The sequence below is a fragment of the Rhizobium sp. BT03 genome (assembly GCF_030053155.1).
GTDB lineage: Bacteria > Pseudomonadota > Alphaproteobacteria > Rhizobiales > Rhizobiaceae > Rhizobium.
Genome location: NZ_CP125640.1, coordinates 958,074 through 981,919, shown reverse-complemented (window position 1 = coordinate 981,919; position 23,846 = coordinate 958,074). Strand labels below are relative to the sequence as shown.

Here is a 23,846-nt window from a genome sequence, read left to right as displayed (position 1 = left end):
AGGTGAAGCATGTTACAAGATAAAGACCGCATCTTTACCAACATCTACGGCCTCAAGGACAAGTCCCTGAAGGGCGCGATGAGCCGCGGCCACTGGGACGGCACCAAGCAGATCCTCGAAAAGGGCCGCGACTGGATCATCAACGAGATGAAGGCATCGGGCCTTCGCGGCCGCGGCGGCGCCGGCTTCCCGACGGGTCTGAAATGGTCCTTCATGCCGAAGGAAAGCGACGGCCGCCCGCATTATCTCGTCGTCAACGCCGACGAATCGGAGCCCGGCACCTGCAAGGACCGCGACATCATGCGCCACGATCCGCATACGCTGATCGAAGGCTGCGTCATCGCGAGTTTCGCCATGGGTGCCAATGCCGCCTATATCTACGTGCGCGGCGAATATATCCGCGAGCGCGAAGCGCTGCAGGCGGCGATCGACGAATGTTATGATTACGGCCTGCTCGGCAAGAACAACAAGCTCGGCTGGGACATGGACATCTTCGTCCATCACGGCGCCGGCGCCTATATCTGCGGCGAGGAAACCGCGCTGCTCGAAAGCCTTGAAGGCAAGAAGGGCCAGCCGCGCCTGAAGCCGCCTTTCCCGGCCAATATGGGCCTCTACGGCTGCCCGACGACTGTTAATAACGTCGAATCGATTGCAGTCGCGCCGACGATCCTGCGCCGCGGCGCCGGCTGGTTCTCGGCCATCGGCCGTCCGAACAATGTCGGCACCAAGCTGTTCATGCTCTCCGGCCACGTCAACAAGCCGTGCACGGTCGAAGAGGAAATGGGCATCACCTTCCGCGAACTGGTCGACCGCCATGCCGGCGGCATTCGCGGCGGCTGGGACAATCTGCTCGCCGTCATTCCGGGCGGCGCATCCTGCCCGATCGTTCCGGCCAAGGACATCATCGACTGCCCAATGGATTTCGATGGCCTGCGCGGCGTCGGCTCCTCCTTCGGCACGGCGGCTGCGATCGTCATGGACAAGTCCACCGACGTCATCAAGGCGATTGCCCGCATCTCCGCCTTCTTCAAGCATGAGAGCTGCGGCCAGTGCACGCCCTGCCGCGAAGGCACGGGCTGGATGTGGCGCGTCATGGAGCGCATGGCCAAGGGCAATGCCCAGAAGCGCGAAATCGACATGCTGTTCCAGGTGACCAAGCAGATCGAAGGCCACACCATCTGCGCGCTCGGCGACGCCGCCGCATGGCCGGTGCAGGGTCTGATCCGTAACTTCCGTCCCGAGATCGAAAAGCGCATCGACCAGTATACGGCAAGCGCGCTCGATCACGGCGCGGTTCTGGAGGCGGCTGAATAATCATGGCGGACAAGGCATCGAAGAGTGGACAGAAGGAAGACGTCGCCGATTTCGCGGCCGGCTTCGGCCGTCTTGCCGCCGAGATGCTGGAAAATGCACGGGCGATGCCGGTGCATCCGCTGATGGCGCATCCGGCCGCCGCCTTTGCCGCCGCAACCGCGATCGGCTTCGGTTTCTCGACGCAGATGGCGGGCGCCTTCTTCGGCGCCTTCCAGAGCGCACTGGAAACCACCGGCAAGGTCGCTGCCGCCCTCGATGACACGCCGCCGGATGCGCTGGCGCCCGACGTCGAGATCCGGCCGGAGAATATTCGCCCTGCCGTCAAGGTTGTCACCAAACCGGCGGCCGCGAACCGGCCGGCGGCGGAGACCAAGCCTGACGTCGAGAAGACGGCAAGGCCGAAACTGACTGTGGTAACACCGGTCAGCGCACCGGTACCGGCAAGCCAGCCGAAGCCCGCCGTCAAGGCAAAACCGGTTGCGCGGGCTGCAAAGGCCGACGATCTGAAGCTGATCGCCGGCATCGGCCCCAAGCTGGAGCAGGTGCTGAACGCCAAGGGCATTCGCAGCTTCGCCGAGATTGCCGGCTGGAGCGCCGAGGACATTGCCCGGCTCGACGCCGAGCTTGGCTTCAACGGCCGCATCGGCCGTGACGACTGGACCGGTCAGGCGAAAGTTCTGGCCGGGCGGGCGCGCCGAAAGAAATGAACTGTCCGGCCGTGCAATCGGCCGGAAAGATGGGCGGATCGGCGGACGGGCGGGGGCCTCACGCTGCAGAAGCCGGTGCGGGTTCCGGACCTGGAACACGCGATAGAGAATTTGGGCGGCATCAGATGTCGGCAGGACGAAAGATCCGGCTTGGCAATGAGACTGTTGCAAAAATAGGTTTGTTTGCCGTCATCAGGCAAACGGGAAACAGGACTGAGCGACGATGGCAAAACTGAAGATTGACGGCAACGAGATCGAAGTTCCGGATCATTTCACGCTGTTGCAGGCGTGCGAGGATGCCGGTGCCGAGGTTCCGCGCTTCTGCTTCCATGAGCGCCTGTCGGTTGCCGGCAATTGCCGCATGTGCCTTGTCGAGGTGAAGGGCGGCCCGCCGAAGCCGCAGGCTTCCTGCGCCATGAGCGTGCGCGACATCCGCGGCGGCCCGAACGGCGAACTGCCCGAAGTCTTCACCAACACCCCGATGGTCAAGAAGGCCCGCGAAGGTGTGATGGAATTCCTGCTGATCAACCATCCGCTCGATTGCCCGATCTGCGACCAGGGCGGCGAATGCGACCTGCAGGACCAGGCGATGGCCTTCGGTATCGACACCTCGCGCTACCAGGAAGACAAGCGCGCCGTCGAGGACAAGTATATCGGCCCGCTGGTCAAGACGGTGATGAACCGCTGCATCCACTGCACGCGCTGCGTCCGCTTCACCACCGAGGTCGCCGGCATTTCCGAACTCGGCCTGATCGGCCGCGGCGAGGATGCCGAGATCACCACCTATCTCGAGCAGGCAATGACCTCCGAGCTGCAGGGCAACGTCGTCGATCTCTGCCCGGTCGGTGCGCTCACCTCCAAGCCCTTCGCCTTTACCGCGCGCCCATGGGAATTGAACAAGACCGAATCGATCGACGTCATGGACGCCGTCGGTTCGGCGATCCGTGTCGATACCCGCGGCCGTGAAGTCATGCGCATCCTGCCGCGCGTCAACGAGGCGATCAACGAGGAGTGGATCTCCGACAAGAGCCGCTTCATCTGGGACGGCTTGAAGACCCAGCGCCTCGACCGGCCTTACGTCCGCCGCGACGGCCGCCTGCAGCCGGCCACCTGGGCCGAAGCTTTCGGCGCCATCAAGGCCGCCGTCGGCGCCACCTCGGGCGACAAGATCGGCGCGATCGCAGGCGATCTTGCCTCCGTCGAGGAAATGTATGCGCTCTCCGAACTGGTGAAGTCGCTGGGGTCCACGAATCTCGACTGTCGCCAGGATGGGGCGGCACTCGATCCGTCGCTCGGCCGCGCAAGCTACCTCTTCAACCCGACCATCTCGGGCATCGACCAGGCCGATGCGCTGCTGATCATCGGCGCCAATCCGCGCTTCGAGGCGGCCATTCTCAATGCCCGCATCCGCAAGCGCTGGCGCCGCGGCAAGTTCCCGGTCGGCGTGATCGGCGAGCCGGGCGAACTGCGCTACAGCTATGACTATCTCGGCGGCGGTCCCGACACGCTGAAGGATTTGGTCGATGGCACCCACGCCTTCGCCGACGTGCTGAAGAACGCCGCCAAGCCGATGATCATCATCGGCCAGGGCGCGCTGTCGCGCACCGACGGCGCCGGCGTTCTCGCCAGTGCCGCCAAGCTTGCCGGTTCGGTCGGCGCGGTCGTCGAAGGCTGGAACGGCTTTGCCGTCCTGCATACCGCCGCCTCGCGCGTCGGCGGCCTCGACCTCGGCTTCGTGCCGGGCGCCAAGGGCGTCAACGCCGCCGAAATGCTGACGGCGATGGACGTGCTGTTCCTGCTCGGCGCCGACGAACTCGACTTCACCGCCAAGAAGGCCAAGCTCACCGTCTATATCGGCTCGCACGGCGATAACGGCGCCCATCATGCCGACGTCATCCTGCCGGCCGCAGCCTATACCGAAAAGTCCGGCACCTGGGTCAACACCGAAGGCCGCGTCCAGATGGGCAACCGCGCAGGCTTTGCGCCGGGTGACGCCCGCGAGGACTGGGCGATCATCCGCGCCCTTTCCGACGTGCTCGGCAAGAAGCTTCCCTTCGATTCGCTCAGCCAGTTGCGCGTGCAGCTCTATGCCGCTTTCCCGCATTTCGCCGCCATCGACGAGATCGCCGAAACCGATAGCGCCCAAATTGCCGCAGTTGCGAAAAAAGCCGGCAAGATGAACAAGTCAGGGTTTGCGTCGCCGGTGAAAGACTTCTATTTGACGAACCCGATAGCGCGTGCCTCGGCAGTGATGGCGGAGTGCTCGGCATTGGCCCGCAACAACTTCAAAGTCGCGGCAGAGTAAGGGCAGGGGACTATGGATTCTTTCTTTTCGACCTATGTCTTGCCGGCGATCATCATGATCGGTCAGTCGCTGCTGCTGCTGGTTTGCCTGCTCGTCTTCATTGCCTATGTACTGCTCGCCGACCGCAAGATCTGGGCGGCCGTGCAGCTGCGCCGCGGCCCCAACGTCGTCGGCCCCTTCGGCCTGTTCCAGTCCTTCGCCGACCTTTTGAAGTTCGTCTTCAAGGAGCCGATCATTCCGGCCGGCGCCAACAAGGCGGTGTTCCTGCTGGCCCCGCTGGTAACGGTGCTGCTGGCACTGTCCACCTGGGCGGTCGTGCCGCTCGCCGATGGATGGGTGATTGCCAACATCAATGTCGGCATCCTCTACATCTTCGCGATCTCCTCGCTCGAAGTTTACGGCATCATCATGGGCGGCTGGGCTTCGAATTCGAAGTATCCGTTCCTCGGCGCGCTACGCTCGGCCGCGCAGATGGTGTCCTATGAAGTCTCGATCGGCTTCGTCATCGTCACCGTGCTTCTCTGCGTCGGCTCGCTGAACCTGACCGATATCGTCAATGCGCAGCATACCGGCCTCGGCACCATGCTCGGCCTGCCGGCGTCGTTCCTCGACTGGCACTGGCTGTCGCTCTTCCCGATGTTCATCATCTTCTTCATTTCGGCGCTGGCCGAAACGAACCGCCCGCCCTTCGACCTTCCGGAAGCCGAATCGGAACTGGTTGCCGGCTTCATGGTCGAATACGGCTCTTCGCCATACATGATGTTCATGCTCGGCGAATATGCGGCCGTCTGCCTGATGTGCTCGCTGACGACGATCCTGTTCTTGGGCGGCTGGCTGCCTCCGGTCGACATCTGGATCCTCAACTGGGTCCCGGGCATCATCTGGTTCATGCTGAAGGCCTGCTTCGTGTTCTTCATGTTCGCGATGGTCAAGGCTTTCGTCCCGCGCTACCGCTACGACCAGCTCATGCGCCTCGGCTGGAAGGTCTTCCTGCCGCTGTCGCTCGCCATGGTCATCATCGTTGCATTCGTGCTGAAGCTGATGGGATGGGCTTGATGACGCCCTCTCTCGTTTCCGGCAAAATTGGAGGTTGAAGATGGCAAGCTTGTCCGGCTCCATCAGCTCGCTGTTTCTCAAGGAATTCGTCGGCGCGTTCTTTCTGTCGATGCGCTATTTCTTCCGCCAGAAGGCGACGATCAACTACCCCTTCGAAAAGGGCCCGGTTTCCCCGCGTTTCCGCGGTGAGCATGCGCTGCGCCGTTATCCGAACGGCGAGGAGCGCTGCATCGCCTGCAAACTCTGCGAGGCGATCTGTCCCGCCCAGGCCATCACCATCGAGGCCGGTCCGCGCCGCAACGACGGCACGCGCCGCACGGTGCGCTACGACATCGACATGGTGAAGTGCATCTATTGCGGCTTCTGCCAGGAAGCCTGCCCGGTCGACGCGATCGTCGAAGGCCCGAATTTCGAATTTGCGACGGAAACCCGCGAAGAGCTCTATTTCGACAAGGCGCGCCTTCTCGACAACGGCGACCGGTGGGAGCGCGAAATCGCCCGCAACATCGCGATCGATTCGCCGTACCGCTGATTGGGTTTTGAAATGCCGCGATGGAGCTCTGCTGCTCCTGTCGCGGTCAATATGCACAGGAGCTTTGCCGGTCAGCCGCGCAAATCTCTATCGGGCAGATAAACTCCCGGCTGCCCGGGGGAAGATGAAAAAGGCACCAACATGGGTCTGCAGGCTCTATTTTTCTATCTTTTCGCCTTTGTCGCGGTGGCGTCGGCGTTCATGGTCATCTGGGCGAAGAACCCGGTTCACTCGGTTCTGTTCCTGATCCTGGTGTTCTTCAACGCGGCCGGCCTCTTCCTGCTGCTCGGTGCCGAATTCCTGGCGATGATCCTGCTCGTCGTCTATGTCGGCGCCGTCGCCGTGCTCTTCCTCTTCGTGGTGATGATGCTCGATATCGACTTCACCGAGCTCAGGGCAGGGGTTCTCGAATATGCGCCGATCGGCGGGCTGATCGGGATCATTCTCGCCGCCGAGCTGATCGTCGTCGTCGGCGGCAGCGTCATCTCGCCCGAGATCGCCAAATCCGTCGCCATGCCGATCCCGGCGCTCAGCGAGCGCACCAACACCGCCGCTCTCGGCGACGTGCTCTACACCAACTACGTCTATTTCTTCGAGATCGCCGGTCTGGTGCTGCTGGTCGCGATGATCGGCGCCATCGTCCTGACGCTCCGGCACCGCACCAACATCAAGCGGCAGAATATCCCGAGGCAGGTTGCCCGCACGCCCGCCACCGCCGTCGAGGTGGTGTCGGTCAAGCCCGGGCAGGGCGTCTAAGGCAGGTCAAGGAACAAAGAACATGGTCATCGGACTTTCCCACTACCTGACGGTCAGCGCCATCCTCTTCACGCTCGGCGTCTTCGGCATCTTCCTGAACCGGAAGAACGTCATCGTCATCCTGATGTCGGTCGAACTGATCCTGCTTTCCGTCAACATCAACATGGTCGCCTTCTCCTCCTTCCTGAACGACATCGTCGGCCAGGTCTTCGCGCTGTTCATCCTGACGGTCGCGGCTGCCGAAGCGGCGATCGGTCTTGCAATTCTCGTTGTCTTCTACCGCAACCGCGGCTCGATCGCGGTCGAAGACGTCAATATGATGAAGGGCTGAGTGGCTCATGTTCCTCTATAAGGCTATCGTCTTTCTTCCCTTGATCGGTGCGATCGTCGCCGGCCTGTTCGGCCGCGCCATCGGCGCCAAGGCTTCGGAATATGTCACCAGCGGCCTGATGATCATTGCCGCCATCCTCTCCTGGTACGTGTTCTTCACCGTCGGCATGGGCCATACCGAAGGCGGCCCGATCAAGGTCGAGGTGCTGCGCTGGATCCAGTCCGGCGGCATCGACGTCTCCTGGTCGCTGCGCGTGGATACGCTGACGTCAGTCATGCTGATCGTCGTCAACACGGTCTCGACGCTGGTTCACATCTATTCGATCGGTTACATGCATACCGATCCGCATCGCCCGCGTTTCTTCGCCTATCTCTCGCTCTTCACCTTCGCCATGCTGATGCTGGTGACCGCCGACAACCTGGCGCAGATGTTCTTCGGCTGGGAAGGTGTCGGTCTCGCCTCCTATCTGCTGATCGGCTTCTGGTTCAAGAAGCCCTCGGCAACGGCTGCGGCGATGAAGGCCTTCATCGTCAACCGCGTCGGCGACTTCGGCTTCGTGCTTGGCATTGCCGGCGTTTTCGTGCTGTTCGGCTCGATCAACTTCGACACGATCTTCGCCAATGCCTCGAACTTCGCCCCGCATGAAGGCGGCGGCGAGGCTGGTGAAGTGATCCTCAACCTCTTCGGCATGCAGCTCGACAAGGCGCATGCGCTGACTGGCATCTGCCTGCTGCTGTTCATGGGCGCCATGGGCAAGTCGGCGCAGTTCCTGCTGCACACCTGGCTGCCCGACGCCATGGAAGGCCCGACCCCGGTCTCGGCCCTCATCCATGCCGCCACCATGGTCACCGCCGGCGTCTTCCTCGTCGCCCGCATGTCGCCGCTCTTCGAACTGTCGCCGGATGCACTGACCGTCGTCACCGTGATCGGCGCGATCACCGCCTTCTTCGCGGCGACCGTCGGCCTGGTGCAGAACGACATCAAGCGCGTCATCGCCTACTCCACCTGCTCGCAGCTCGGCTACATGTTCGTGGCGCTCGGAGTAGGGGCCTATGGCGCGGCGATCTTCCACCTGTTCACGCATGCCTTCTTCAAGGCGCTGCTCTTCCTCTGCGCCGGCTCGGTCATCCATGCCGTCGATGGCGAGCAGGACATGCGCTACATGGGCGGCCTCAGGCCGCACATCAAGTGGACGTTCCGCATGATGATCATCGGCACGCTGGCGATCACCGGCGTCGGCATTCCCTTTACGCCGATCGGCCTTGCCGGCTTCTTCTCCAAGGACGTGATCATCGAGGCGACCTATGCTTCGCATTCGCCGGTGGCAGGCTTTGCCTTCTCGCTGCTGGTGATCGCCGCGCTCTTCACGAGCTTCTATTCCTGGCGTCTGATCTTCATGACCTTCTACGGCAAGCCGCGCGCTTCGCACGAGGTGATGCACCATGTCCACGAGTCGCCGCAGGTCATGCTGGTGCCGCTCTATCTCCTGGCGATCGGCGCGGTCCTTGCCGGCTATTTCTTCGAAGGCCGCTTCTACGGCGAGGAATATGCCGAGTTCTGGAAGGGGGCGCTCTTCACCGGCGCTGAGAACGAACTCGTCGAAGAGTTCCACCACGTGCCGGCGCTGGTCGCCCTGAGCCCCTTCATCGCCATGCTGCTCGGCTTCGTCACCGCCTGGTACATGTATATCCGCTCGCCGCAGACGCCGCGCGTCCTCGCCAGGCAGCACCGCGTCCTCTACCAGTTCCTGCTGAACAAGTGGTATTTCGACGAGCTCTACGACTTCCTCTTCGTCCGCACAGCCAAGGCGCTCGGCCGCTTCCTGTGGAAGAAGGGTGATGTCGGCGTCATCGACACCTATGGCCCGAATGGCGTGGCGGCCCGCGTCGTCGCCGTCACCGACCGCGTCGTCCGCCTGCAGACCGGTTACCTCTATCACTACGCCTTCGCCATGCTGATCGGCATTGCGGCGCTCGTTACCTGGATGATGCTCGGGAGTTCCTTCTGATGACCGATTGGCCTATTCTTTCAACGGTCACCTTCCTGCCGCTCGTCGGCGTGGTGCTCCTGCTGCTGATGAACGGCGAGAGCGAAACCGGCCGGAAGAACGTGCTGTGGATCTCACTGATCACCACCGTCTTCACCTTCATCGTCTCGCTCTTCATCTGGATCGGCTTCGACAATGCCAATCCGGGCTTCCAGATGGTCGAGAAGCATGACTGGCTCGGCACCGGCATCGGCTATCATGTCGGCACTGACGGCATCTCCATGCTGTTCATCATTCTGTCGACCTTCCTCATGCCCTTCTGCGTGCTGGCGAGCTGGCTCTCGATCGAGAAGCGCCTGAAGGAATATATGATCGCTTTCCTCATCCTGGAAACGATGATGGTCGGCGTCTTCGTTTCGCTCGATATCGTGCTCTTCTACGTCTTCTTCGAGGCGGGCCTCATTCCGATGTTCCTGATCATCGGCGTCTGGGGTGGCAAGGACCGCGTCTATGCGAGCTACAAGTTCTTCCTCTATACGCTGCTCGGCTCGGTGCTGATGCTGCTCGCCATCATGGCAATGTACTGGCAGGCCGGCACGACTGACATTACCGCGCTGCTCGCCTACAAGTTCCCGCCGGCGCTGCAGACCTGGCTATGGCTAGCCTTCTTTGCCTCCTTTGCGGTGAAGATGCCGATGTGGCCGGTCCATACCTGGCTTCCGGATGCGCACGTTCAGGCACCGACGGCAGGCTCGGTGATCCTGGCCGGCGTACTCCTGAAGCTCGGCGGCTACGGTCTGATCCGCTTCTCGCTCGGCATGTTCCCTGTGGCGTCCGATTATTTCGCGCCGTTCGTCTTCGCCCTGTCGGTCATCGCCATCATCTATACCTCGCTGGTGGCGATGATGCAGGACGACATCAAGAAGCTGATCGCCTATTCCTCGGTGGCGCACATGGGCTACGTCACCATGGGCATTTTTGCCGCCAACATGCAGGGTGTCCAGGGCTCGATCTTCCAGATGCTCTCGCACGGCATCGTCTCCGGCGCGCTCTTCCTTTGCGTCGGCGTCGTCTATGACCGCACCCACACCCGCGAGATCAATGCCTATGGCGGCCTCGTCAACAACATGCCGAAATATGCGGTGGCGATGATGGTCTTCACCATGGCCAATGTCGGGCTTCCCGGCACCTCCGGTTTCATCGGCGAATTCCTGACGCTGATGGGCGTCTTCCGGGTCAATACCTGGGTCGCGCTCTTTGCCGCCACCGGCGTCATCCTCTCGGCCGCCTATGCGCTCTGGCTTTACCGCCGGGTGATCTTCGGCGCGCTGGAGAAGGAAAAGCTGAAGGCGCTGCTCGATCTTTCGCCCCGCGAGCAGCTGATCCTCTACCCGCTGGTCGCGCTGACCATCCTCTTCGGCGTCTACCCGGCTCCGGTCTTCGATGCGACGGCCGCCTCGGTGGATCTGCTGGTCAACAACTACACGGCCGCCGTGCACGCAGCGCAGAATGTTGCGCTGTCTATGAATTGATGACGGGACTTATCGGACATGACCGCTGAAACAATTCTCCTCAGTCTGCATCTTTCCGCGCCGGAGCTGATCCTCGCGGTCGGCGCCCTGGTCCTGTTGATGGTCGGCGTCTTCTCGGGCGAGCGGTCGGGCCTCGTCGTCACCTGCCTCGCCATCGTGCTGCTGCTGGCTGCAGGCCTGTGGCTGCTCTTCGTGCCGGCAGAAGGCCTTGCCTATGGCGGCGTCTACATGGCCGACGGCTTCTCGCGCTTCATGAAGCTGGTGGCGCTCATCGGTTCGCTGGTCGCCCTGTTCATGACGATCGGCCACGCCCGCGAAAATCAGCTCGACAAGTTCGAGTTCCCGGTTCTGCTGGTGCTTGCGACCCTCGGCATCTTGCTGATGATCTCGGCCAACGACCTGATCTCGCTCTATCTGGCGCTGGAACTGCAGTCGCTGGCGCTTTATGTCGTCGCCGCGATCAACCGCGACAGCCTGAAGTCGACCGAAGCCGGCCTGAAATATTTCGTTCTCGGCGCGCTTTCTTCGGGCATGCTGCTCTACGGCATGTCGCTGGTCTATGGCTTCACCGGCCACACCCACTTCTCCGAGATCGCCCAGGCGCTTTCGGTCGAGGGTGCGCGGTCGCTCGGCCTGATCTTCGGTCTGGTCTTCATCCTCGCCGGCATCGCTTTCAAGATCTCGGCCGTTCCCTTCCACATGTGGACGCCTGACGTCTATGAAGGCGCGCCGACGCCGGTCACCGCCTTCCTGGCCGCAGCCCCCAAGGTTGCCGCCATGGCAATGATGACCCGCATCGTCATCACCGCCTTTCAGCCGGTCCTGGCCGACTGGCAGCAGGTCGTCGTCTTCATCTCGATCGCCTCGATGCTGCTCGGCTCCTTTGCCGCGATCGGCCAGAAAAACATCAAGCGGCTGATGGCCTATTCGTCGATCGGCCACATGGGCTACGCGCTGGTCGGCCTTGCCGCCGGCAATCAGACCGGTGTTTCCGGTGTCATGCTCTACATGGTCATCTATATGGTCATGACCCTCGGCAGCTTTGCGATCATCATGTCGATGCGCCGCAAGGACGGCACCGTCGTCGAGGAGGTCAACGATCTCGCCGGGCTTTCCACCACCAACCCGTTCATGGCCGTGGTGCTGACGGCGCTGATGTTCTCGCTTGCCGGCATTCCGCCGCTCGCCGGCTTCTTCGCCAAGTACTTCGTCTTCGTCGCCGCCATCGAAGCCAAGCTTTATGCGCTCGCCATCATCGGCGTTCTCGCCTCGGTTGTCGGCGCCTACTATTATCTGCGCGTCATCAAGCTGATGTGGTTCGATGAGGCGACCGGCGAATTCGCCCGTGTCTCCGGTTCGTTGCGTCTGGTCTTCGGTCTCTCCGGTCTTTTCGTCACCGCCTATGTCCTCATCGGCGGCCCGATCGGCGGTGCGGCGGAGCTTGCCGCCGCGACGCTCTTTTGATGGCTTCCGACGGACGGCGCCGGATATCGCTCGGCGATTTCAGGCACGAGGCTCTGTCGGAAACATCGTCCACCAACAGCGAATGCCTCGCCCGGGCTCGGGCGGGCGACGGCGGCGATCTCTGGGTGACGGCCGAACGGCAGACGGGCGGTCGCGGCCGTCGCGGCCGGCTCTGGGTTTCCGAACGCGGCAATCTCTACGCCTCTCTTCTGCTGATCGATCCGGCGCCGATGGAGCGCCTGAGTTCCCTGCCGCTGGCCGTCGCCGTTGCGGTGCACCAGGCGATCCGCCAGGTGCTGCCGCCGGGCGCCGAGCCGCTCGAGGTCAAATGGCCGAACGATATTCTCATCGGCCGCAAGAAGACCTGCGGCATCCTCGTCGAAGGCGAGGGGCTGCCCGACGGCCGCTACGCGCTGATCGTCGGCATCGGCATCAATGTCTCGGTGATGCCGGATAATCCCCTCTACCCCGTCACCTGCCTGCGTCAGCACGCAAGTGCGGCCTCGCCGGAAGAGTTGTTCGCGCATCTCTTCGCTTCGATGGCCGATGTGCTTGATCAATGGGACCAGGGCCGCGGCATCGCCGAAATCACCGCCCGCTGGCGGGCGATCGCCTGCGGCATCGGCGAAAAGATCACGGTGAATTTGCCGGACCGCTCGATTTCCGGACAATTCGCCGGAATTGATGATAATGGCTTGTTGATGCTCGATACCGGCACTGGCAGGATAATGCCCATTGCTGCCGGTGATGTGTTTTTTGGATAGCGGAAAAAACGAAAATTATGGCGAAACAGGACGAGTTGGTATTCCTGCCTCTGGGCGGCGTTGGCGAGATCGGCATGAATCTCGCTCTTTACGGCTACGGCCCGCCCGAGCATCGCCAATGGATCATGGTCGATTGCGGCGTCACCTTTCCCGGGCCCGATCTGCCGGGCGTCGACCTCGTGCTGCCCGATATCCGCTTCCTCGCCAGTGAGCGCAAGAATCTCAAAGCGATCATCATCACCCATGCGCATGAAGATCATTATGGCGCGCTCGCCGATCTCTGGCCGGGCTTGAACGTGCCGGTCTATGCCTCGGGCTTTACCGCTGGCCTGCTCGAAGCCAAGCGCAATTTCGAGAAGGCGAGGATCGGCGAAGTGCCGGTGACGCCGTTCAAGGCAGGCGACACGATCAATGTCGGCCCCTTCAGCATCGAAGGCGTGGCCGTCAACCATTCGATCCCCGAGCCGATGTCGCTGATGATCCGCACGCCGTCCGGCAATGTCATCCACACCGGCGACTGGAAGATCGACCACGAGCCCTCGCTCGGCCCCCTGACCGATGAGACGCGCTTCCGCCAGCTCGGCGACGAGGGTGTGCTGGCGCTGATGTGCGATTCCACCAATGCGCTGCGCGACGGTGTTTCGCCCTCCGAGAAGGATGTGTCGGAAAGCTTGCGCAAGATCATCGAGGATGCCGAGGGCCGGGTGGCGATCACCACCTTCTCGTCGAATGTCGGGCGCATCCGCACCGTTGCCGAAGCTGCCGAGGCGGCCGGCCGCGAAGTGCTGCTGCTCGGCAGCTCGCTGAAGCGCGTCGTCGACGTCGCCCAGGATATCGGTCTGATGGAGGGCGTAAAACCTTTCATCTCCGAGGAGGAATACGGTTACATCCCGCGTGACAAGGTCGTCGTCATCCTGACCGGCAGCCAGGGCGAGGCGCGGGCAGCGCTTGCCAAGCTCTCCCGCGACGAGATGCGCAATGTCGCCTTTGCGGCAGGCGATATCGTCGTGTTTTCCTCCCGCGCTATTCCCGGCAACGAGAAGGCGATCCAGGACATCAAGAACGGCCTCGTCGAGCAGGGCGTGCACATCATCACCGATACCGAGGCGCTGGTTCACGTCTCCGGCCATCCCCGCCGCAACGAGCTGCAGCGGATGTACGAGTGGACGCGGCCGAAGATCGTCGTGCCGGTGCATGGCGAGGCGACGCATCTGACGGCGCATAAGGAACTTGCCGAGCAATCCGGCATCGCGATCGTGCCGCGCGTGCGCAACGGCGATATCCTGCGGCTGGCGCCAGGCCCCGTCGAGGTGATCGGCGAGGCGCCGCATGGCCGCATCTACAAGGACGGGTCGCTGATCGGCGATTTCGACGAGATGGGGATCGGCGAGCGCAAGAAGCTCTCCTATGTCGGTCACGTCGCGGTCAGCATCGTGCTCGACGCCCGCTATGACATCATCGGCGATCCCGATCTCGTGTCGATCGGCCTGCCGGTTTATGACGACGAGGGCGAGGAGATGGAAGATACGCTCTTCGAAGCGGCGATCAGCGCAGTCGAAAGCATTCCGCGCGCCCGCCGCAAGGATATCGACATGGTGCAGGAGGCGGTGCGCCGCGCCATTCGCGCCGCCGCAAACCATGCCTGGGGCAAGAAGCCGGTCGTCACCGCCTTCGTCACCAAGGTCTGACCATGCTTGGGCGAGTAAACCATATCGCCATCGCCGTTCCCGATCTGGCAGCGGCGACGGCTGCCTATCGCGACACGCTGGGTGCTGCCGTATCGCAGCCGCAGGCTCTGCCGGAGCACGGCGTCACCGTCGTCTTCGTCGAATTGCCGAACACCAAGGTCGAATTGCTGCAGCCGCTTGGCGAGGCCTCGCCGATCGCAGCCTTCCTCGAAAAGAACCCGTCCGGCGGCATGCATCACATCTGCTACGAGGTGGACGATATCGTTCTCGCCCGTGACCGGCTGGTCGCGGCCGGGGCGAGGGTGCTCGGCGACGGCCGGCCGAAAACCGGCGCGCATGGCAAGCCGGTGCTGTTTCTGCACCCCAAGGATTTCTTCGGCACGCTGATCGAGATCGAACAGGCGTGAAGCCTGCGGCAGAATGCCCGCAAGGCGGCCACGCGCTTCATCCGCTTTGAATTGATCGCCATTCCGCCGTATAAGGGCGCCTAACTCAAAGTGAATGAACGTCTGTCGCCCGTTCTGTCGGCGCGACCCCACCGGGAACCCTAATGCTCCAGATTTTTCTTCAGGGATTTGCCGTCTACTTCATCATCTGGTGGATGACGCTTTTCGCTGTCCTGCCGATTGGTCTGCGCACCCAGGCTGAGGACAATGACGTCGTGCTCGGCACCGTTCCGAGCGCGCCCAGCCGGTTTCGCGCCGTCTTCACCTTTTCGCTGACGACGCTGATCTCGGCTCTGATCTATGGCACCTGGTATGTCTGCGACACCTATTTCGGCTGGGGCTTCGATGCCCTTCCACAACTCGGGCCGAGCTTCTACTAAGAAGTAGCTTTTGCTCAAACTTTGGGCAGATGTAAATTCGCCAGACGGTATACCGTCATATCGACGTCACATTTTTACGGCAAAGAGCTCCCGTAACGGAACTGGGTCGATTCCGTTACGGAAGACAGCAGTATTTTGCGGATGGGATGAGGCCGAAAAGCCAAAAAAAAACAAGGCTAAAAGCCTTGTTTTAAGTATCGCGTGATCTGTAACCGTTGCCGGGGCAGCGACGAGCGCGCCTAAGATCTGATCCTCCCAAGACTTGACCGCGAATTCGGCAAGAATTTATCCTTCCTGCCTGTTTTGTGAGCTAAAGCTAGCTCAAACATTGGGCTTTGTCATCAGCTTTTTTTGCATTTTTGCTACACTCTAGCAAAATTTTTCTGTTGACAGGACTTTCGTTCAAGTCCTTATAAACACGCGCTTTTTCACCCCCTTGCATTTTGCGGCTGCGAACATGCGCGTGCGGGAGGTTGCCGACATCAGTTGCGGGTTTCCTTCCTGCCGCGAAGCGGCTATGAACCTCCCGACATTAACCATTGTCTTTCGATTCCGCCTGCTGCGGGATCTCAACTGCTTCGGAATCCGCCATGCGTCTGTCCCGCTATTTCATGCCCATCCTCAAGGAAAACCCCAAGGAGGCGGAAATCGTCTCCCACCGGCTGATGCTGCGCGCCGGCATGATCCGCCAGCAGTCGCAGGGCATCTATTCCTGGCTGCCGCTCGGCAAACGCGTGCTCGATAAGGTCAACGCCATTATCCGCGACGAGCAGAACCGGGCAGGCGCCATCGAGCTGTCGATGCCGACACTGCAGTCGGCCGAACTCTGGCAGGAAAGCGGCCGCTACGACGCCTATGGCAAGGAGATGCTGCGCATCAAGGACCGGCAGGATCGGCCGATGCTCTATGGCCCCACCAACGAGGAGATGGTGACGGATATTTTCCGCTCCTCCGTCAAGTCCTACAAGGATCTGCCGCTCAATCTCTATCACATCCAGCTGAAGTTCCGCGACGAGATCCGTCCGCGCTTCGGCACCATGCGCTCGCGCGAATTCATGATGAAGGATGCCTATTCCTTCGATCTGACGCGCGAAGGGGCGGAGCATTCCTACAACAAGATGTTCGCCGCCTACCTCAGAACCTTCGATCGGCTTGGCCTGCGCGCCATTCCGATGCGTGCCGATACCGGCCCGATCGGCGGCAATCTCAGCCATGAATTCATCATCCTCGCCGACACCGGCGAATCCGAGGTCTTCTGCCACAAGGATTTCGTCGGCTTCGATATTCCCGACGACAACACCGATTTCGACAGCGTCGAGGGCCTGAAGGCGATTTTCGACAAATGGACCTCGCTCTATGCGGCGACCTCGGAAATGCACGACGAGGCCGCCTTCAACGCCGTTCCCGAAGGCGAGCGGCTTTCGGCGCGCGGCATCGAGGTCGGCCATATCTTCTATTTCGGCACGAAATATTCCGAGGCGATGGGCGCGAAAGTGCAGGGGCCCGACGGCAAGGAACACTTCGTTCACATGGGTTCCTACGGTATCGGCCCGACACGCCTTGTTCCCGCCATCATCGAGGCATCGCATGACGACAACGGAATCATCTGGCCGGCCTCGGTCACGCCCTTCGATGTCGTGGTGATCAACATGAAGGCGGGCGATCAGGCCTGCGACGATACTTGCGAGCTGATCTATGCGGCGCTCACCAAGGCCGGCAAGGATGTGCTCTACGACGATACCGACGACCGGGCCGGCACGAAGTTCGCGACCGCCGACCTGATCGGCGTGCCCGTCCAGATCATCGCCGGCCCGCGCGCGGTCGCCAACGGCGAAGTCGAGGTGAAGGACCGCAAGACCGGCGCCCGCGAAACGATGACCATCGAAGCGGCGATCAACAGGTTCGTGGCTTAAGGAAACGGAGGCGAAATGGCAGAGGCAGCAGTGGACCGGAGTTCAAAATCCGGCTTGGGTCCGGCTGGCAGGCCATTTTCCACCTTCGAACGCCTCGTGGCCTGGCGCTATCTGCGCGCCCGGCGCAAGGAAGCCTTCATCTCGGTCATTGCCGGCTTTTCCTTCGTCGGCATCATGCTCGGCGTTGCGACGCTGATCATCGTCATGGCCGTCATGAACGGCTTCCGCACCGAGCTCGTCTCGCGCATCCTCGGCATCAACGGCCACATGATCGTCCAGCCGTCCGATGGTCCCTTCACCGATTATGCCGATCTCTCCAGCAGGCTTGCTGCGGTGCCCGGAGTCAAAATGGCGCTTCCCTTGGTGGAAGGCCAGGTGCTCGCCTCCGCCCAGGCCGGCGGCAGTACCGGCGCGCTGGTGCGGGGCGTCCGCGCCGAGGACCTGACCAAACTCAAAGCGGTCTCCGAGAATATCAAACCGGGCGACATGGTGGGTTTTGCCTCCGGCCAGGGCGTACTGATCGGCACCGGCATGGCCAACCAGCTCGGCCTGAGCGTCGGCGACCTTATCACGCTGACGTCGCCGGACGGTGACATCACGCCGATGGGCGTCAGCCCGCGCGTCAAGTCCTATAAGATCTCCGGCCTCTTCACGATCGGCATGTCGGAATATGATTCCTCGATCATCTTCATGCCGCTGGAGGAATCGCAGCTCTTTTTCAATGCCGAGGGGCTGGTGCAGTCGATCGAGCTTTTCGTCGATCACCCCGACGATATCGACACGCTGAGACCGAAGGTCGAGCAGGCGGCAGGCCGTCAGATCAACCTGACCGACTGGCGTCAGCGCAACCAGACCTTCTTCTCGGCGCTGCAGGTCGAGCGCAACGTCATGTTCATGATCCTGACGCTGATCGTGCTTGTCGCGGCGCTGAACATCATCTCCGGCCTCATCATGCTGGTGAAGGACAAGGGCAGCGATATCGCCATCCTGCGTACCATGGGCGCCAGTGCCGGCGCGATCATGCGCATCTTCTTCATGACCGGGGCGGCAATCGGTATCGTCGGCACCGTTGCCGGGGTTCTGCTCGGCGTCCTCGTCTGCGTCAACATCGAATCCATTCGCCAGTTCTTCTCCTGGATTTCAGGCACCGTGATCTTCAATCCGCAGGTCTATTTCCTCAGTCAGCTGCCGGCCGAGATGGATCTCAGCGAAACGATCTCGATCGTCGTCATGGCGCTGACGCTCTCCTTCATCGCGACCATCTTCCCCGCCTGGCGCGCCTCCAGGCTCGATCCGGTGCAGGCCCTGCGCTACGAATAAGGAATGCCGCCTTCATGAAACGCAACGTCGTTCTCAAGCTTACCGGCGTCGAGCGCCATTACGGGCAGGGCGATACGCTGCTCCCGATCCTGAAGGGCGCGGATTTTTCGATGTCGAAGGGCGAGATCGTCGCTCTCGTCGCTCCTTCAGGCACCGGCAAGTCGACCCTGCTGCATGTCGCCGGCCTGCTGGAGCATCCGGACGGCGGCGAGGTCAACATCAACGGCCATGCCTGTGATGGCCTGAGCGATGACAAGCGCACGGCGATCCGCCGCAGCGAAATCGGCTTCGTCTACCAGTTTCACCACCTGCTGCCGGAATTTTCCGCGCTTGAGAACATCATGATGCCGCAGCTGATCGCCGGGCTGTCCTGGAAGGAAGCAGGAGAGCGGGCCGGCCAGCTTCTCGATTATATGCGCATCGGCCACCGCGGCGCCCATCGCCCCGGCGAGCTTTCCGGCGGCGAGCAGCAGCGCGTTGCGATCGCCCGCGCCGTCGCCAATGCGCCGACCCTGCTTCTTGCCGATGAGCCGACCGGCAATCTCGACCCGGAAACGGCAAGTTACGTCTTCGACGCGCTGGAGGCGCTGGTGCGCCAGTCCGGCCTCGCGGCCCTCATCGCCACCCACAATCACGAGCTCGCCCGCCGCATGGATCGGCGTGTGACGATCTCCGATGGCAAGATCGTCGATTTCTAATGCATGTCGCCCGGAAGTGTGCAGCGGTTCCGGGATAACGACATGCATAAAAACAACGAGCTAAAGCATGATGCCGAAAAGTGTGTGCGGTTTTCGGATAACTTCATGCTCCAATATGTCGGCTTGCAATTAGGGGACGACCAATCCGCCGCGATATTCGAGCATATAGGCTTTCCTGAAGTCGACCATGATGCATTCATTGCCGCTGAACCGCTCGCAGTTCCCTTCGCTGCGATCGAGATAGCGGCCGAGCGGATGGTCGAATTCCATGCCGCCGAGAAAGCGTCCCTGCCGATACATGGCTGAAAGTGCCGCCTTGATCACCGCACCGGCGGCAGCGCCGTCGATGAGCTCCGGTGCGACGATCCAGCCGAAATAATTCATCACCCAGACGGGCTCGCCGGCAAACCAGACAACCTCCTGTCCGGCGAAATCGGTGCCGCCGAAGTAACTGTCGAGATAACGCCAGTCGCCGCGCTCATAGCCGATATCGTGAGCGCCCGGCCGGCAGGGCGTGCGCGGCACACCGCCGCCGACATAGGTCGCAGCTTTGGCCTCCACGACGAATTCATTGAGCATCGCAATGTCGAACATGCCGTTCTCCTCCCGGCCGGATGCTGGCAAATATGCTGCGCCATGTAAAGAACAAAAACAGAACGGAAGCCAAAAACAGGCGGTCGCCGTGAGAGGCGGTCTGCCGCTCGGGCAGCGTGTCCGATCCGTCACGGATCGGGTAGGGGGAGGAGCCGCCCCATCGGATCGCTCGCTGCCGCCTACCGATTCGCAATGCGCATTTCGGGTTTTTCAAACGCAAGAAAGAAGGAAAAGATTCCTGTTGACAATGGAACATACATCGAACAAATTGAAAACATAACGAGTAAAGGAGAGCCAAATGACTGACATGATCCGTGATATCGCAGCATTCACCTCCATCGCAATGTTCGTTGCCAGCTTCTCGCTCATCGTCATGGCGATCTAAAGTTTTCAGGGGACCGCATGGCAATCATGCGGTCCGGACGCGGGACTTCTTCTGGACATCATCGCCCTCTATGCCGACAATGCGTCCGATTCATTCGGGTGATTGGGAAGGCATGACATGGCGGATACGGCAAAGGGTTCCACGGGTGAGGCGATCGGCGGCACGCCGGGCTTCATCCACCTGAGGGTCCATTCCGCCTATTCGCTTCTCGAAGGCGCCTTGCCGCTGAAGAAGATCCTTTACAAGGCGACCGGCGACAGCCAGCCGGCGATCGCCATCACCGATACCAACAATCTGTTCATCGCGCTGGAATTCTCCCAGAAGGCGATGGATGAGGGCCTGCAGCCGATCATCGGCTGCCAGGTCTCGATCGACATGGAAGATGGGCTGGAAACGGAAAAGCGCGGCGGCCAGCAGGCGCTGGTCAAGCTGCCGTCGATCGTTCTTCTCGCCGCCACGGATGCCGGTTACGAACGGCTCGTCGATCTCGTCAGCCGCGCCTATCTCGGCGGTGAAAGCAACCAGGCTATCCATATCCGTGCCTCCTGGCTGGAGGAGGCCGGCACGGAAGGGCTGATCGCCCTGACCGGCGCCCTGACCGGGCCCGTCGACGCGGCGATCCGGGAGGGCCATCCCGCGCAGGCGGAGGCCCGGCTGCTGGCGCTGAAACGTCTCTTCGGCGACAGGCTCTATGTCGAATTGCAGCGGCACGGCACCTACGACAAACGTCACGAGCAGAAGATCGTCGGGCTCGCCTACAGCAACGACCTGCCGCTGGTTGCGACCAACGAGGCCTTCTTTCCGACGCGTGACGATTACGACGCCCATGACGCGCTGATGGCGGTCGCCCACAATGCCATCGTCTCCGACGACAGCCGCTTTCGCCTGACCCCGGACCATTATCTGAAGAGCCGGGCCGAGATGGCCAAGCTCTTCGCCGATCTGCCCGAAGCGCTGGAGAACACGATCGAGATCGCCAGGCGCTGCTCCTTCGTGCTGAAGACCCGAAAGCCGATCCTGCCGCGCTTCACCGGTGCGACCGACGACGCCGAGGAGGCCGAGCGCGCCGAGGCGAGCGAGTTGCGCCGCCAGGCGGTCGAAGGGCTGGACATGCGGCTTGCAACGCTCGGCATGTCGCCGGGCTACGAGGAAAAGGATTATCGCGAGCGGCTGGATTTCGAACTCAGCGTCATCGAGCGCATGCGTTTTCCCGGTTACTTCCTGATCGTTGCCGACTTCATCAAATGGGCCAAGCAGCACGACATTCCGGTCGGCCCTGGCCGCGGTTCGGGCGCCGGTTCGCTGGTTGCCTACGCTTTGACGATCACCGACGTCGATCCGCTGCGGTTTTCGCTGCTCTTCGAACGCTTCCTCAACCCGGAACGCGTCTCGATGCCGGACTTCGACATCGACTTCTGCCAGGACCGCCGCGAAGAGGTGATCCGCTACGTCCAGGCCAAATATGGCCGCGAGCAGGTGGCCCAGATCATCACCTTCGGTTCGCTGCAGGCACGCGCCGCCCTTCGCGACGTCGGCCGCGTGCTGGAGATGCCGTACGGCCAGGTCGACAAGATCTGCAAGCTGGTGCCGAACAATCCGGCCAATCCGACGCCGCTCTCCAAAGCGATCGAGGAGGAGCCGAAGCTGCAGGAAGAGGCGGCGAAGGAACCGGTCGTTGCGCGCCTGCTCGACATCGCCCAGAAGATCGAGGGGCTTTACCGCCATGCCTCGACGCATGCCGCCGGCATCGTCATCGGCGACCGCCCGCTTTCCAAGCTGGTGCCGATGTATCGCGATCCGCGCTCCGACATGCCGGTCACCCAGTTCAACATGAAGTGGGTGGAGCAGGCCGGCCTCGTCAAATTCGACTTTCTCGGCCTGAAGACGCTGACGGTGCTGAAGGTCGCGGTCGATTTCGTCGCCAAACGCGGCATCAATGTCGATCTCGCCGCCATTCCTCTCGACGACAAACCCACCTACGAGATGCTGTCGCGCGGCGAGACGGTCGGCGTGTTCCAGGTGGAAAGTGCCGGCATGCGCAAGGCGCTGATCGGCATGAAGCCGGACTGTATCGAGGATATCATCGCGCTGGTGGCGCTCTACCGCCCGGGCCCGATGGAGAACATCCCGACCTACAATGCCCGCAAGCATGGTGACGAGGAGCTGGAGTCGATCCATCCGATGATCGACCACCTGCTCAAGGAAACCCAGGGCGTTATCGTCTATCAGGAGCAGGTGATGCAGATCGCCCAGGTCCTGTCCGGCTATTCACTTGGTGAAGCCGACCTTCTGCGCCGCGCCATGGGCAAGAAGATCAAGGCCGAGATGGACCAGCAGCGCGAACGCTTCGTCGTCGGCGCCGTCAAGAACGGCGTCTCGAAGCCGCAGGCCGACAATATCTTCGAACTGCTGGCGAAGTTCGCCAATTACGGCTTCAACAAGTCGCATGCCGCCGCCTACGCCATCGTCTCCTACCAGACGGCCTACATGAAGGCGCATTATCCGGTCGAATTCCTCGCCGCCTCGATGACGCTCGACATGTCCAACACGGAAAAGGTCAACGATTTCCGCCAGGATGCCAAGCGCCTCGGCATCGAGGTGATCGCCCCTTCGGTGCAGACCTCCTTCCGCCATTTCCAGACCGGCGACAACCGCATCTACTACGCGCTCGCCGCCCTCAAGGGCGTCGGCGAATCCGCCGTCGACCATATCGTCGAGGTGCGCGGCGACAAGCCCTTTGCCGGTATCGAGGATTTCTGCCTGCGCATCGATCCGCGCCAGGTCAATCGCCGCGTGCTCGAAAGCCTGATCTTTGCCGGCGCCTTCGATTGTTTCGGCACCGACCGCGCCCAGCTTTCAGCCGGCCTCGACCGTATCCTCGGTTATGCCCAGCGCGCCCAGGAGAACAAGCTGAGCGGCCAGTCGGACATATTCGGCAGCACTCTGACCTCGGGGCCTGAAAAAATTTCCCTGCCGCCGTTTTCGCCCTGGCTTGCCTCCGAGCGGCTGCTCAAGGAGTTCCAGGTGCTGGGCTTCTACCTCACCGCCCATCCGCTCGATTCCTACAGCAACATCCTGCAGAAGATGCGGGTGCAGACCTTTGCCGAATTTTCCCAGGCGATCAAACAGGGCGCCTTCAATGCGCGCCTCGCCGGCACCGTCATTTCGAAGCAGGAGCGCAAGACCCGCACCGGCAACAAGATGGGCATCATCGTCTTTTCCGATTCCTCCGGCCAGTTCGAGGCGGTGCTGTTTTCGGAAATGCTCAACCAGTATCGCGACGTACTGGAGTCGGGAAAATCCTTCGTGCTGACCGCGACGGGGGAGGAGCGGCCGGAGGGCATCGGCCTGCGCATCCAGACGATCCAGTCGCTGGAGGAAAAATCGCTGCAGATGCAGAAGGCGCTGCGCGTCTATATCAGAGATTCCGGGCCGCTGAGAATGGTCGCCGGCCACCTCAACGCCAAGGGCGACGGCCTCGTTTCCTTCATCGTCATCAAGGAGGATGGCAAACGCGAGGTGGAAGTGGCGCTGGCGGAGAAATACCGCATCACGCCGGAGATCGCCGCCGCGCTTCGCGCCGCCCCTGGCGTCGTCGATGTCGAGCTTGTCTAGGAGTGATGCGCCTCACCTTAGGTGACGCGCATCACCCAGGGTGATGATTATCATCCCCG

General features: G+C 61.8%; 19 protein-coding genes. 18 read left to right on the top strand and 1 reads right to left on the bottom strand.

The features are described 5' to 3' along the window. Positions 1-9: 9 nt before the first annotated feature. The 17 genes from nuoF (at position 10) to QMO80_RS04775 (ending at position 19,193) form a co-directional block, all read left to right on the top strand. Positions 10-1,314, top strand: coding sequence for an NADH-quinone oxidoreductase subunit NuoF (gene nuoF / locus QMO80_RS04855; RefSeq protein ID WP_003547378.1), 1,305 nt, complete (start codon positions 10-12; stop codon positions 1,312-1,314). A 2-nt stretch (positions 1,315-1,316) separates the two neighbouring features. Next, on the top strand, positions 1,317-2,021 hold the full coding sequence (locus QMO80_RS04850) for a 5' DNA nuclease (protein WP_283199091.1): 705 nt from the start codon (positions 1,317-1,319) through the stop codon (positions 2,019-2,021). A 223-nt stretch (positions 2,022-2,244) separates the two neighbouring features. Beyond that, entirely contained in the window at positions 2,245-4,326 is a 2,082-nt protein-coding gene (gene nuoG, locus QMO80_RS04845; protein ID WP_283199090.1) for an NADH-quinone oxidoreductase subunit NuoG, read from the top strand. Positions 4,327-4,338: 12 nt separating this feature from the next. Continuing rightward, a complete protein-coding gene (gene nuoH / locus QMO80_RS04840) occupies positions 4,339-5,382 on the top strand; it encodes an NADH-quinone oxidoreductase subunit NuoH (protein ID WP_003587271.1) in 1,044 nt (347 codons plus the stop codon). 40 nt (positions 5,383-5,422) lie between these two features. After that, entirely contained in the window at positions 5,423-5,914 is a 492-nt protein-coding gene (gene nuoI, locus QMO80_RS04835; RefSeq protein ID WP_003547385.1) for an NADH-quinone oxidoreductase subunit NuoI, read from the top strand. A 141-nt stretch (positions 5,915-6,055) separates the two neighbouring features. Beyond that, positions 6,056-6,670 (top strand): NADH-quinone oxidoreductase subunit J, encoded by a 615-nt coding sequence (locus tag QMO80_RS04830; RefSeq protein WP_283199089.1) that lies wholly within the window; start codon positions 6,056-6,058, stop codon positions 6,668-6,670. Between the two features lie 22 nt (positions 6,671-6,692). Continuing rightward, positions 6,693-7,001 carry an NADH-quinone oxidoreductase subunit NuoK gene (gene nuoK / locus QMO80_RS04825; protein WP_049734055.1) on the top strand — a complete coding sequence of 103 codons (309 nt, stop codon included), beginning with the start codon at positions 6,693-6,695 and terminating at the stop codon, positions 6,999-7,001. Between the two features lie 7 nt (positions 7,002-7,008). Beyond that, positions 7,009-9,009, top strand: coding sequence for an NADH-quinone oxidoreductase subunit L (gene nuoL, locus QMO80_RS04820; protein ID WP_283199088.1), 2,001 nt, complete (start codon positions 7,009-7,011; stop codon positions 9,007-9,009). Then, positions 9,009-10,520 (top strand): NADH-quinone oxidoreductase subunit M, encoded by a 1,512-nt coding sequence (locus tag QMO80_RS04815; RefSeq protein ID WP_283199087.1) that lies wholly within the window; start codon positions 9,009-9,011, stop codon positions 10,518-10,520. Before nuoL ends, QMO80_RS04815 begins: the two co-directional genes overlap by 1 nt. Before the next feature lie 18 nt (positions 10,521-10,538). Beyond that, the gene (gene nuoN / locus QMO80_RS04810) at positions 10,539-11,984 is read left to right on the top strand and encodes an NADH-quinone oxidoreductase subunit NuoN (protein ID WP_283199086.1); all 1,446 of its coding nucleotides are present in this window, start codon (positions 10,539-10,541) and stop codon (positions 11,982-11,984) included. Continuing rightward, a complete protein-coding gene (locus QMO80_RS04805; protein ID WP_283199085.1) occupies positions 11,984-12,748 on the top strand; it encodes a biotin--[acetyl-CoA-carboxylase] ligase in 765 nt (254 codons plus the stop codon). The genes nuoN and QMO80_RS04805 overlap by 1 nt, the downstream gene beginning before the upstream one ends. A 17-nt stretch (positions 12,749-12,765) precedes the next feature. Next, a complete protein-coding gene (locus tag QMO80_RS04800; protein WP_283199084.1) occupies positions 12,766-14,436 on the top strand; it encodes a ribonuclease J in 1,671 nt (556 codons plus the stop codon). 2 nt (positions 14,437-14,438) lie between these two features. After that, positions 14,439-14,843: a methylmalonyl-CoA epimerase gene (mce, locus tag QMO80_RS04795; RefSeq protein ID WP_283199083.1), complete on the top strand. Its 405-nt coding sequence runs from the start codon at positions 14,439-14,441 to the stop codon at positions 14,841-14,843. 143 nt (positions 14,844-14,986) lie between these two features. Further along, positions 14,987-15,262 carry a DUF1467 family protein gene (locus tag QMO80_RS04790; protein ID WP_003587260.1) on the top strand — a complete coding sequence of 92 codons (276 nt, stop codon included), beginning with the start codon at positions 14,987-14,989 and terminating at the stop codon, positions 15,260-15,262. Positions 15,263-15,852: 590 nt separating this feature from the next. Next, complete coding sequence (gene proS, locus QMO80_RS04785; protein ID WP_283199082.1) at positions 15,853-17,175, top strand: proline--tRNA ligase; 1,323 nt, start codon at positions 15,853-15,855, stop codon at positions 17,173-17,175. A 15-nt stretch (positions 17,176-17,190) separates the two neighbouring features. Continuing rightward, the gene (locus QMO80_RS04780; protein WP_283199081.1) at positions 17,191-18,495 is read left to right on the top strand and encodes a lipoprotein-releasing ABC transporter permease subunit; all 1,305 of its coding nucleotides are present in this window, start codon (positions 17,191-17,193) and stop codon (positions 18,493-18,495) included. Between the two features lie 14 nt (positions 18,496-18,509). Continuing rightward, positions 18,510-19,193: an ABC transporter ATP-binding protein gene (locus QMO80_RS04775; RefSeq protein WP_283199080.1), complete on the top strand. Its 684-nt coding sequence runs from the start codon at positions 18,510-18,512 to the stop codon at positions 19,191-19,193. Positions 19,194-19,322: 129 nt separating this feature from the next. Here QMO80_RS04775 and QMO80_RS04770 read toward each other — a convergent pair whose 3' ends face one another. Beyond that, a complete protein-coding gene (locus QMO80_RS04770) occupies positions 19,323-19,787 on the bottom strand; it encodes a DUF5680 domain-containing protein (RefSeq protein WP_283199079.1) in 465 nt (154 codons plus the stop codon). 502 nt (positions 19,788-20,289) lie between these two features. Here QMO80_RS04770 and dnaE point away from each other — a divergent pair. Then, entirely contained in the window at positions 20,290-23,787 is a 3,498-nt protein-coding gene (dnaE, locus tag QMO80_RS04765; RefSeq protein WP_283199078.1) for a DNA polymerase III subunit alpha, read from the top strand. The last annotated feature ends 59 nt before the right edge of the window (positions 23,788-23,846 follow it).

Bases quoted from the DNA above. Each gene is read 5' to 3' on its own strand.
- proS (WP_283199082.1), top strand. From the start codon at position 15,853: ATGCGTCTGTCCCGCTATTTCATGCCCATCCTCAAGGAAAACCCCAAG.
- QMO80_RS04850 (WP_283199091.1), top strand. From the start codon at position 1,317: ATGGCGGACAAGGCATCGAAGAGTGGACAGAAGGAAGACGTCGCCGAT.
- nuoN (WP_283199086.1), top strand. From the start codon at position 10,539: ATGACCGCTGAAACAATTCTCCTCAGTCTGCATCTTTCCGCGCCGGAG.
- QMO80_RS04770 (WP_283199079.1), bottom strand. From the start codon at position 19,787: ATGTTCGACATTGCGATGCTCAATGAATTCGTCGTGGAGGCCAAAGCT.
- QMO80_RS04800 (WP_283199084.1), top strand. From the start codon at position 12,766: ATGGCGAAACAGGACGAGTTGGTATTCCTGCCTCTGGGCGGCGTTGGC.
- dnaE (WP_283199078.1), top strand. From the start codon at position 20,290: ATGGCGGATACGGCAAAGGGTTCCACGGGTGAGGCGATCGGCGGCACG.
- QMO80_RS04780 (WP_283199081.1), top strand. From the start codon at position 17,191: ATGGCAGAGGCAGCAGTGGACCGGAGTTCAAAATCCGGCTTGGGTCCG.
- nuoG (WP_283199090.1), top strand. From the start codon at position 2,245: ATGGCAAAACTGAAGATTGACGGCAACGAGATCGAAGTTCCGGATCAT.
- nuoL (WP_283199088.1), top strand. From the start codon at position 7,009: ATGTTCCTCTATAAGGCTATCGTCTTTCTTCCCTTGATCGGTGCGATC.
- QMO80_RS04815 (WP_283199087.1), top strand. From the start codon at position 9,009: ATGACCGATTGGCCTATTCTTTCAACGGTCACCTTCCTGCCGCTCGTC.
- nuoK (WP_049734055.1), top strand. From the start codon at position 6,693: ATGGTCATCGGACTTTCCCACTACCTGACGGTCAGCGCCATCCTCTTC.
- nuoI (WP_003547385.1), top strand. From the start codon at position 5,423: ATGGCAAGCTTGTCCGGCTCCATCAGCTCGCTGTTTCTCAAGGAATTC.
- nuoF (WP_003547378.1), top strand. From the start codon at position 10: ATGTTACAAGATAAAGACCGCATCTTTACCAACATCTACGGCCTCAAG.
- nuoH (WP_003587271.1), top strand. From the start codon at position 4,339: ATGGATTCTTTCTTTTCGACCTATGTCTTGCCGGCGATCATCATGATC.
- QMO80_RS04830 (WP_283199089.1), top strand. From the start codon at position 6,056: ATGGGTCTGCAGGCTCTATTTTTCTATCTTTTCGCCTTTGTCGCGGTG.
- QMO80_RS04805 (WP_283199085.1), top strand. From the start codon at position 11,984: ATGGCTTCCGACGGACGGCGCCGGATATCGCTCGGCGATTTCAGGCAC.
- QMO80_RS04775 (WP_283199080.1), top strand. From the start codon at position 18,510: ATGAAACGCAACGTCGTTCTCAAGCTTACCGGCGTCGAGCGCCATTAC.
- QMO80_RS04790 (WP_003587260.1), top strand. From the start codon at position 14,987: ATGCTCCAGATTTTTCTTCAGGGATTTGCCGTCTACTTCATCATCTGG.
- mce (WP_283199083.1), top strand. From the start codon at position 14,439: ATGCTTGGGCGAGTAAACCATATCGCCATCGCCGTTCCCGATCTGGCA.